The organism is Faecalicatena contorta (genome assembly GCF_021531995.1).
In the GTDB taxonomy this organism is placed as follows: domain Bacteria; phylum Bacillota; class Clostridia; order Lachnospirales; family Lachnospiraceae; genus Dorea_A; species Dorea_A contorta_A.
Window position 1 is genome coordinate 1 of sequence record NZ_JAFBIZ010000102.1, and the last position, 11,104, is coordinate 11,104.

The 11,104-nt window shown below is 43.4% G+C and carries 7 protein-coding genes and 1 pseudogene; 1 reads left to right on the top strand and 7 read right to left on the bottom strand.

The features are described 5' to 3' along the window. Positions 1–187: 187 nt before the first annotated feature. Positions 188–1,144: a hypothetical protein gene (locus tag JQM82_RS12235; RefSeq protein WP_235250624.1), complete on the bottom strand. Its 957-nt coding sequence runs from the start codon at positions 1,142–1,144 to the stop codon at positions 188–190. A gap of 92 nt (positions 1,145–1,236) precedes the next feature. Further along, the gene (locus JQM82_RS12240) at positions 1,237–3,264 is read right to left on the bottom strand and encodes an RNA polymerase sigma factor (protein ID WP_235250625.1); all 2,028 of its coding nucleotides are present in this window, start codon (positions 3,262–3,264) and stop codon (positions 1,237–1,239) included. Positions 3,265–3,556: 292 nt separating this feature from the next. On the opposite strand from JQM82_RS12240, the gene JQM82_RS12245 reads away from it, so the two are divergent. Beyond that, positions 3,557–5,353, top strand: a complete 1,797-nt coding sequence (locus JQM82_RS12245; protein ID WP_235250626.1) for a DUF885 domain-containing protein — start codon at positions 3,557–3,559, stop codon at positions 5,351–5,353. 38 nt (positions 5,354–5,391) lie between these two features. On the opposite strand, the gene JQM82_RS12250 is transcribed toward JQM82_RS12245, so the two are convergent. The 5 genes and pseudogenes from JQM82_RS12250 to JQM82_RS12270 form a co-directional block, all read right to left on the bottom strand. After that, positions 5,392–7,281, bottom strand: a complete 1,890-nt coding sequence (locus tag JQM82_RS12250; protein ID WP_235250627.1) for an extracellular solute-binding protein — start codon at positions 7,279–7,281, stop codon at positions 5,392–5,394. A gap of 5 nt (positions 7,282–7,286) precedes the next feature. Continuing rightward, entirely contained in the window at positions 7,287–8,123 is an 837-nt protein-coding gene (locus JQM82_RS12255; protein WP_235250628.1) for an ABC transporter permease, read from the bottom strand. Positions 8,124–8,614: 491 nt separating this feature from the next. Beyond that, positions 8,615–9,700: pseudogene (locus tag JQM82_RS16240) on the bottom strand (ABC transporter ATP-binding protein); the annotation flags it as partial. 21 nt (positions 9,701–9,721) lie between these two features. After that, the gene (locus JQM82_RS12265; RefSeq protein ID WP_235250629.1) at positions 9,722–10,255 is read right to left on the bottom strand and encodes a helix-turn-helix domain-containing protein; all 534 of its coding nucleotides are present in this window, start codon (positions 10,253–10,255) and stop codon (positions 9,722–9,724) included. A 165-nt stretch (positions 10,256–10,420) separates the two neighbouring features. Beyond that, the coding region (locus tag JQM82_RS12270; protein WP_268827734.1) for a pseudouridine synthase family protein at positions 10,421–11,104 on the bottom strand (684 nt) is incomplete at its 5' end.

Genomic DNA, 11,104 nt, shown 5'->3' on the forward strand with positions numbered 1-11,104 from the left:
TCTCAACCTTATACACTGATTATATAGAAATGTGAACTATAAGTCAATATTTTATCCCTTATCAGTTCTTTATCTCATGAAAACAAAACTCAAAATAAGAGCCGATTTCAATCGTTTCCCGTTGAAATCGGCTCTATTATTGTCTGTCAATCACTCTTAAGTCTAAATATATCCAAAATCTTATTTTTTATAAACTATTTCTTTCTAAATCCAGGGATTTAAAATACATAAACCGCATCCTCTGTTTCCCGGATTCCACAAAAAAACGATCCAGTATACGGCAGGCTTCCCGAAACCATGCCAGGCACTCCTTTTCCTCTTTTCCTGCACACGTCTCTTCATACAGCTCAATCAGCCGGATCAGCAGCCAGTCCAGCCGCTCCCCTCCTGTCATGGTATGCTCTTCGCACAGGGGCAGATATCCGAAAAATTCAAGCTGTCGATTCAGTTTCTCTAAGGTCAGATTCGGAAGATCAAATATAATCAGATGCCGCAGCATCGTTTTGCGTGGGATCTCTCCCAGGAGCTTCAGCTGTCTTTTGAATTCCGAATCATAACGGGTACTGACGATATGACGCTGCAGATGTTCTGAATCCGGAGTCATCTGTGAATGCACATAATAAAAGAGATCGGTAAAATACAGATGCCGCAGACAGCTTTCAGGCGCATTCGCCGGCACTTTAAAAGAAGCCAGTTTTTCCACCGGGATTTTTTGAAGATAGGCATCTGTGAGTTCTTTCATATACGCCGCTCGCTGAAGATATCCGGAATCTTCCGGACAGGTGTCCGGGTCGTAGACATCCAGACTACGGTCATAATAATTCTGCAACAGATAACGCATATCGTCCTGCGACAGTTCAAGCGCTCTCCCGTACAACAGGCATTGTTCCCGGTTTCCAGGTGTGTAACGACCGGTACGCCAGTAGCGCATTTTCATAATCTCGGATGACTTCAGAGGCTTCTGTCCATACATGCTTTCATAAAGAAACCGATCTGTTTCCTGTTTATTTCTGAAATTGTATTTTTTCTGAATACGCGCATGACGGGATTTCAGCCACAGAAGCTCAGGACGCTCCTGCATTTCCATGGATATGCATTCTCTGGCAAGTGAAAGAATGGTATGATTTACATATGTATACATCATCGGCAGCCCCCTCCGGATGCAAAAATATTATATATAAAGTAAAAAGCATCTTTATATATTACATTCGCATCTGCAGGGCGAAAGGGGACATATTATTCAGAAATATTTACCGTAAAAGTCAGATCAAAGTTCTGGTTCCAGCGATAAGTAACGCCTGCCGGATGGCCGGTATAATGTGATGACAGGGAAGTGATCTGAAAGCCGGAGGCATCATATCTGTCCGTATTTACCAGCACTTCACCGTATATCAGACCATTTACCCCGTCTACCTGCTTTATATTGAAATCTACTCCCGGCTTTTCATAGACAATACTTCCCGGTGGATAGATTTCCGGAACATAATCTTCGCGTTCCTGACATTTTTTTGAAAAATACAGCTGTGAGATCATACGATTTTTGTTTTCTGACTGATATTTTATCTGTATCTCCCATGCCGCACGTCCATCCTGTGACACACTTCCGGTACAACTGTTAATGGTAAGGCTTCCCTCCGGAAGTTCATAGCATCTGTCTTCCCAGCTCTCTTCTGCCAGATTGAGCGGTATCACAAAATCTTCCGGAAGGCTCGTCGTCTGATATACATACGGAACATGAAGCGTATACTCTCCCGGCTCCGCCTGTCCGAAGTTCCATTCAAAATGATCCACATTCTGTGATGGGCTGTAGCCAACACATTGTCCGGTCTTCTCCGTCCCGTCAGATCCGGTGACCGTCACCTGCCCGCCTTCACTCTCTCCATAGCGCCCTCTGATCAGCTCCGGAAGGATCATGAATTCTTCGTCTGCATTTACCGGATAGATCTCCACGATCAGACAGCCATCCTCCAGTCTCGGAATAGCAATCAGCCCCCCGTATTCTTCCAGCTGATATACATATTCCGGTGTTTCCGCAACATCTGCAGGCACAAGTGTAAAGAAAAGCGGCTCTTCTATCTGGAAAAGATTATTGAGCGACATCTGAAGCGGCTCTTTCTCTGTATCCGGAAGATCAATATTTTCATAATACACTTCTATTCTTTCCTGATAAGAAGTCAGCTGTCTGCTGGATACATATTTACATTTCCACTGATTATTTTCACAATTCAGGATCGGACTGCTCCCGACCAGTCTCATGGATGTGCTCAGATCCAGAAGAGTTTCTTCCTTTGATGTACAGAGAAGCTCTACCCGCATCGTATGATTTACATAGACCGCATCTGTCAGCTCCAGCGTGACCCATTCATTTTCAATCGTATCAGAATCCTGAAGAACATAAAACGGAGCATCCGGTTCCCAGTTCACACCATATCCGGGAACATAGGTAAAGTTTGGTATTGCTGCCTCTTCTTCCAGAGTCGGAGACGTCTGTCCGGACTGATATGCTGTCATATCTTCTGTCACCTCCGGCTCTTCCGTTGACTCCTGCTTTCCCGGCTCTTCCAGATCCGGAACATGAATCAATAACGGATGGATCTCCGGTTCTGTATCTTTTTCATCCTCTTCCTCAGATAATCCCGGGAACAGGATATGAAAGTAATCCGGAATTACCCTATAATGTACAAGTATCCTGTAACTGCATGCAGTAATCATCAACAGACTAAAAAGTATCATGAACAGGAACATCTGATGACGAAGCTTTCCAAGACTTCTCTGATGTCTTTTTTTCACCGTTTCATAGGGAAGTTCCAGTGAATCAGCAATCTCCCGCACTGTCATTCCCTCATAATATTTCATGTGGATAATCTGTGATTCATCCGATTTCAGAACAGCCATCGCTTTATTCAGATCTGCCCGGATCTCCACAAGCTCCATCTGCCGATCCACGGAAATATATTCCTCCGCATAGGCCCCTGTTTTCCGTCTCTTCTCCTTTCGATACCAGGAGATCGCCAGGTTGCGGGCAATTGCCGTCAGGTAGATATTCAGCCCCGCTTTTTCCGGATCAAACCGCTTTCTCTGAAAGTAAAATTCTGCAAATGTATCATTGGTACATTCCTTAATATCTTCCGGATCAGAAAGATACAAAGATATGACCTTCCAGATCAGTCCAGTATATCGTTCCACAAGAAGTGCCATCCCTTCCTTGGGGGCTTTTCCCAGAAGAAGGAGAATGTCTGTGTCTTTCTGTCGTTTTTTGTTCATGATATCTCATTCCTTTATACACATATAATTCTTCCCCATTTTCTTAAGCATATCACCCGAACCCCTCTCCAACAACACGGTAAAAACTAACCAAGACATTATTGTAAAAATTAACCACATCTTTGTCTGTTTTATTATCTGGATGCCATCATTTTCGCATGAATGATTGCATTTTCGCATGAATGATTGCATTTTCGCATGAATGATTGCATTTTCGCATGAATGATTGCATTCTTGCATGAATGATTGCATTTTCGCATATAGTGATACAAATTATGTTCCGAGGACTCCTATGCAAAAACGTTCCAGGAAACATTCTCTCACTCTTGTAGCTGCTGTACTTATTGTTCTGTGTATTCTGACCGGAGCTTTTATTCTTCCGACACTGCTGAATACTAATGCCGACCAGGCCTTCTCTGCCTATACACGGAATCTATTCTGCCAGGAGGTTTCCGGCAGTACAATTACCCTTCATTATACCCTAAAAACGCCCTCCGATTACGGAATCCCAGATCCTCCGGTTACCTACGGAAGCTGTACAACAGATACTGCTTCCATCTGCGCTGCTCTGGAAAATGAACAGGCAAAGCTGCATTCTTATAATCGTTCTGCGCTATCTGATCAAAATCAACTGACCTACGATGTCCTGGATGACTATCTGGATAGCGCCCTCTCTCTAGCACCGTATTCTCTGTACGAAGAGCCTCTGGCCCCTCTGACCGGAACACAGGCTCAACTGCCGATTCTATTATCCGAGTACCCATTTTACACATGTTCCGATGTTGATACTTATCTGGAACTCCTGTCGAAAACCCCGGAATACTTTCAGTCCATTCTGCAATTCGAACATGCAAAAGCGGATGCCGGGCTTTTTATGGCTTCTTACAGTGCGGATGCTCTGATTGAAGAATGTCTCGCATTTGCGGCTATCGGAAAAGAGCATTATCTGTACACTTCCTTTGAAGAGCGTATGGATGAACTGAAGGATCTGCCCGACAGCCAGAGACGTTCTTACGTCAACAAGAACAACGATTACCTGGAGCAATATGTATTTCCCGCCTATAGAGAACTGGGAGAAGGCCTGCGCACACTGCGCGACACCGGAAAAAACAATAACGGGCTCTGCTATCTTCCGGAAGGAAAAGAATACTATGAACTTCTTGTTGCACAGGAGACGGGATCTGGCCGCACGATTAGAGAACTTCAGACACTTACCGGGAATCAGATTCTATCCGACTTAAATGCCATGCAAAAGGTATTATCCGAAAATATGTCAGGAAGTATATCCGAACAGAATTCCTCCGTTTCCTCAGATCTGTTTTGCTCTCAGGGAACTCTTCTTGATATTACAGAACCAGATGAAATTCTGTTCGACCTCCGAAAAAAGCTTGATAATTCCTTTCCGGATCTGCCGGACGTAGATACACAGATCAAGTATGTTCAGGAATCCATGGAAGAATACTTAAGCCCTGCCTTTTACATGGTTCCTGCCATCGACAACACACAGACAAATATCATCTATATCAATCAGGGCCGCATGACCGACACCCTCACCCTCTATACAACACTGGCCCATGAAGGATATCCCGGACATCTCTATCAGCATGTCTATTACGCCAGCCGGCAACCTGATCCCATTCGCTGCGTGTTAAATTACGGTGGATACACTGAAGGCTGGGCCACCTACAGCGAAATGCTCAGCTACTACTCCTGCGGTCTTCCCAAAGACCAGGCACTTTTGCTACAGAAAAATACTTCTGTCATCCTTGGATTATATGCACTTGCAGATATGGGGATTCATTATGATGGGTGGACCCTTTTAGACACCATCGCATTTTTCCACAATTACGGGATAACTGATTCCACAACCATAGAAGATATCTACGATCTTATCATCGCAGATCCCGCAAACTACCTGAAATATTATATCGGATACATAGAATTTCTGGAGTTAAAAAAAGAAGCCGTGGAAAAATGGGGGGATAACTTTACACAAACAAGCTTCCATAAAGCCGTATTAGATGTTGGGCCGGCATCATTTGATACAATAAGAGCATATATTTTAAAAAAAGGGACAGGGGATAATTAAATTGGGACGGAGGATTTTTAAAAATCCTCCGTCCCAATTTAATTTGCGTTACTTGCTGCGATTTTTACTTTACTCCACAGATTACTGATGATTTTCTTTGTATCTTCGTTATATACGAAGACTTCATCATTTGGATTATCTGTTCGTGGTATATATGCGTTGATTCCTTCGAAGTCTCCGCCTTCTCCTGCCAGATCATCCATTACTTCTCGATTAGCCGATGTATATCCCACATAACTGGAATTATCATATGCTCCGGCATAATCGCTGGCATAATTGATAAATGCATGTGCTAATTCCGGATTTGCTGCATTTTTCGGGATAACCATTGCGTCTGACCACAGGTTGGTTCCGCTCTCCGGCATATAATATCCCATGTTTTCGTTTTCGCTCATGACATAGGTTGCATCACCGGAATAAATCAGGCCAAGTGCCTTTCTTCCCTGTGCCATGTTATCAATGATCTCGTCTGTGACGATCTCCGGCTTCATGGTCTGTACACACTGCACCAGCCACTCATAGGCTTCCTGAATCTCTGCCTCACTCTCTGTATTCATGGAATAACCCAGTGCTTTAAGCGCCATCATAAAGGAATCTCGTTCAGAATCATACAGATAGATCTCTCCGCGGTATTTTTCATCCAGGAAGATATTGTATCCTTCTCTTTCCAGATCTGCGATATCGACTTTGGTCTTATCGTATACGATTCCTACAGTTCCCCAGAAATATGGCACAGAATACTCATTTCCTGGATCGTACGGAAGATTCTTTACCGCATCATCCAGCTTATCCAGACAGTCCAGTTTTGACTGATCCAGTTTCTGCAGATAGTCTTCTTCGATCAGACGCTGAATCATATAATCGCTCGGCACCAGAATATCGTAAGCTTCTCCATTTGCAACTTTGATATACATCTGTTCATTAGAATCAAAGTTTTCCATAACCACGGATGCACCCGTCTCATTTTCAAAATCCCGGATAATATTCTCTCCAGTATATTCTCCCCAGTTATATATATGAAGGGTCTGCCCTTCAAACGGCAATTCCGATTCTTTGTTCCGAATCTGAATCACACCAACGACAATCGCCAGTACGCATACCACTGCAATCACCGATCCATATGGTTTTCTGCCGCTTCTGCCCCTGGATGCACGTTTTGCTGCAATCAGCGGCCCTACATTAATAAAAATCAGCGCAATCGTAATAATCACCACCACAAGGGTAGAGATTGCATTGATGCTCGGATTCACACGCTTGCTCATGGTATACACCATAATACTTAAGTTTTTCACTCCACGTCCGGTCACAAAGTAGGAAATGATAAAATCATCAACCGACATAGTAAATGCAATCAGCGCCCCTGAGATGATTCCCGGTGTAATCTGCGGCACCACGACTTTTGTCAGCGCCTGCCAGGGAGTTGCGCCAAGATCCATCGCCGCATCTGCAAGGTTCGGATCCATGGATCGTATCTTAGGCATCACGGAAAGCATCACATACGGAATACAGAATGCAATATGCGCCAGAAGCATGGTCACATACCCTTTCTCAATGCGAAATGTAATAAACAAAAGCATAAAACCAATCGCCGTTACAATCTCCGGATTCATAATTGGGAAATTGTTTACCTGGTCCATGATATCCCGGATAATTTTCTTTGACTTACTGAGACCGATTGCTGCAATCGTTCCTGCAACCGTTGATATAAATGTTGCAAGCAGTGCGATACTGAATGTCGTATACAAAGCTTCCATCATATCCTGTGAATCCAGCATATGTCTGTACCAGCGCAGGGAAAATCCCGTAAAACTGGTCAATGACTTTCCATCATTAAAGGAAAAAATCACCATATACACGATCGGAAGGTAGAAGAATACAATCATAAGCACCATTAATAATTTCCCGAAAGGACGTTTTGATTTTTTCATAATGCTTATTCCTCCTTTCCACCTTGATTGCGAATCTCAATCTTACGAACCGCCATCATCAGGAGCATCATAATAATTGCCATAATCACGGAAATCGCGCTTCCGAAATTCCATTCTCCTACGGTAATGAACTGGTTCTCGATCATATTTCCGATCAGGAAATACTGCCCGCCACCCAATAATTTCGGAATGAAAAATGAGCTGACGGCCGGAAGGAACACGAGCGTAATTCCATTGATCACTCCCGGCAGGGATAATGGAAGTGTTACCCGCCGAAAAGTCTGCACCGGACTTGCACCAAGATCCGCACTTGCCTCCAGAAGGGAATTATCCATCTTGGAGAGGGATGTCTGTATCTGCAGGATCATAAATGGCAGAAAGTTATATACCATTCCCAGAAGCACTGCACCTTCCGTATACAAAAGTTCCGTTTCTCCGAATCCAAACAGAGAGAAAATTCTCTGAATCAGGCCGTCTTCGCTCAGAAGTCCGATCCATGCATAAGTTCGCACTAACATGTTGATCCACATCGGAATCGTAATACACAGAACCAGAAGATTCTGTGCCTTTTCGCTGCTCTTGGAGATAAAATATGCTGCCGGATACCCCAAAAGCAGACAGATGATTGTAGTCTTTACGGCAATCAAAATGGAGCGCCAGAGGATCAGCAAAAAGTCCGGGTCGGTAAAGAACTTTGCATAATGCTCCAGCGTAAAGGAAAATGCGATGATGCTGTTGCCCTGGTTCGTAAATGAATACAGGGCGATCAGTGCCATCGGAAGCACCAGCATCAAGGCAGCCCACACAATATACGGGATTGCCAGCTGAGAAAATCTCTTCATTAATAAGCCACCTTAGACATTACATGAATGTCTTCCGGGAAAAATGTCAGACCGACCTCCTGACCTTCCTCAGAATAATCCGTTGTATGAATCTTGAATTCACGTCCTGTAGTAGAAAACGTAATCTGATATACGCCTTCTTTGACTTCATCCGGCTCAAAGTCATAATCCACACTGATATCTATACTCTGATCTTCATCACTTAACTTCCATCCCTGTGCATTGGCCCAGGTCTTAATATCCGTATCAAGAGCCTGAGATTCCGTGATCTCATCTACCGTTTTAAAGAAGTTAAATGCCATAATCGCCTCATTTGCCTTTTCGTTCTTAACAAACGGCTGATTCACCACAAAAATAGTTCTTTCAATACTGGTTCCATTTGCTGTAGTAAATACAACCGGATACTGGCCTTCCTCTTCCCGCAGCTCATACTCTATCTTTGCGATAGAGATATAATCATCGCTCTCGGTATCCCACGCCTGTGCATTGGAAAGCGCAACGATGTCTTTGTCATCCAGATCTGCCACATCTTCCACATCCACATAGAAGTTATTCGCGCTGATCTTTTCCTTTCCATCTTCACTGGTCACGTCATGATTACGAATCACGCGCATATTGACTGTCACACGGGTACCAGGAACCGTCTCGACCATGATCTCATAATGAACACCCTTAAACAGAACACTCAGAACTTCCCCTGTCATCTTGCCGTCTTTTACATCTACGATATCAATGTCTTCCGGGCGGATGACTACATCCACCGGCTCATTCTCTTTAAATCCAAAATCCACACAGTCAAATGTAATATCATCAAATCGAACTTTATAATCCTCCAGCATGGTTCCGGATATGATATTACTCTCACCGATAAAGTTTGCTACAAACCGGTTGGACGGCTCATTGTAGATCTCCTGAGGAGTGCCAATCTGCTGAATCTCTCCGCTTTTCATGACCACGATCTTGTCCGACATGGTAAGCGCTTCTTCCTGATCATGTGTAACAAAGATAAAGGTGATTCCTACCTCCTGCTGAATCCGTTTCAGCTCATACTGCATCTCTTTTCGAAGCTTCAGATCCAGCGCAGCCAGAGGCTCATCCAGAAGAAGGACCTTCGGTTCATTTACCAGTGCTCTGGCGATCGCAACTCTCTGCTGCTGTCCTCCTGAGAGAAGCGTTGTGTTCTTATCTTCATATCCCTCCAGACCAATCAGCTTCAACATCTTCATGACTTTCTGGTCAATAATATCTTTACTTACTTTCTTGATCTTCAGACCAAATGCGATATTTTCGTATACACTGAGATGGGGAAACAGCGCGTATTTCTGGAACACAGTATTCAGTTCCCGTTCATATGGTGGCTTCTGACTGATTTCTTCCCCGTCAAAAATCACCTTTCCTTCATCCGCATCGAGAAATCCTCCAAGAATCCTGAGCAGGGTTGTCTTACCACATCCGCTTGGTCCGAGCAGAGTTACAAATTCATTTTCATAAATATCCAGATTGATTCCTTTCAGAACAATTTGTCCATCAAAACTTTTCACAATATCGCGAAACTCTATCAGCTTCTTTTCTTCCATCTCACTTCTCCCTTCTCATTCCTAAAACATGGGCGGTGTTGTGATCCACAGCACCTTTGCCACACTGTTTCCATGGTTGTATAGATAATGACTCTTTGAGCCGTCCATGTAAAAGGTCTCATGGGCCTTTACTTTGTACTTTTTATTACCGCACACGATTGTCACATTTCCCTTCAGTACATATCCAAATTCTTCTCCCTGATATGCCAACTGTACATGGCTTTTTTTGTGCGGATAAAGAGTAAGAAGAATCGGTTCCATCTGATTCTTCTGAGCATTCGGGATCACCCATTCCACCTGATAATCCTCTTGCTCATCCACAAAAAAGTCCTGTGTGGAGAAAACAATCTGTCGTTCTTCCTCCTCATGAAAAAACTCTGACAGATTACTTCCGAGCGCTTCCAGAATATCCTCAAGCGTCGCAATACTCGGTGCGGTAAGATTACGCTCCACCTGCGACAGAAATCCCTTCGTAAGCTCACTGCGCGAAGCCAGATCCTCAAGCGTCAGATCATTCTGAAGACGCATCTCTCTTAACTTCTTACCAATATCCAAAACAGCACCTCCCATCTCTATTTGTTTTCTAATACTATACTTTTTTTTTAATATTTCTCCATCGTTTTTATTATACATAAATGGACAAATAATGCAACGTATTTTCTCAACAATTTACAATATTTTAAATGTTTGTTCTAAAAAATGAAATTCCAGTTATCCACATCACATCGTGGATAACTGGAATTTCATTAACTTATGCGTTCTGGGATGTTCAAATTCCAATCGATATGCACACAATTGAATCTGCTGCCATTCCCGAGACTCAGATGCGCGAGGATTATACTTCGTATCCCCGATAATCGGGCATCCAAGGTTCGCAAGCTGAACCCGGATCTGGTGGTGACGGCCTGTGTCAAGGCGGATATCAAGTTCCATTTGGGACGGGGAATTTTTAAAAATTCCCCGTCCCAAATGGAAAATCCCCTGTCCCTCTTCGACAACAGCATAGTGCAAACGCGCTAATTTTGCGCCTTCTGTATTTTTATCACATATTCGTGCCGTATTTGCTTTCCCATTTTTCACCATATAGTTTTCCACAGTATCCTCTTTTTTTGGTGGACAACCTTCCACAAGAGCTCTGTAATATTTACCAAACCCATGATTTTGCAACTGTTTATTTAATTCTTTTGCTGCTGCAGTGCTCTTCGCAAACACCAGTATTCCCGTTACCGGCTGATCCAGGCGATGAATTACAGACAGATATGGTTCTCCTTTTTCTGGCTGTTGCTGATAAATATGGTTTTTCAAAAGGCTAACCATATCAGCTCTTCCGATTTTTTTACTTTGTGTTGCAATTCCATGTGGTTTTATACATACAAGAATGTCTTTGTCTTCATATAATATGTT

What these genes read in the sequence shown, in the direction of transcription:
- JQM82_RS12255 (WP_235250628.1), bottom strand. Translation starts at nt 8,123, where the DNA reads ATGAAGAGATTTTCTCAGCTGGCAATCCCGTATATTGTGTGGGCTGCC.
- JQM82_RS12250 (WP_235250627.1), bottom strand. Translation starts at nt 7,281, where the DNA reads ATGAAAAAATCAAAACGTCCTTTCGGGAAATTATTAATGGTGCTTATG.
- JQM82_RS12235 (WP_235250624.1), bottom strand. Translation starts at nt 1,144, where the DNA reads ATGATGTATACATATGTAAATCATACCATTCTTTCACTTGCCAGAGAA.
- JQM82_RS12240 (WP_235250625.1), bottom strand. Translation starts at nt 3,264, where the DNA reads ATGAACAAAAAACGACAGAAAGACACAGACATTCTCCTTCTTCTGGGA.
- JQM82_RS12245 (WP_235250626.1), top strand. Translation starts at nt 3,557, where the DNA reads ATGCAAAAACGTTCCAGGAAACATTCTCTCACTCTTGTAGCTGCTGTA.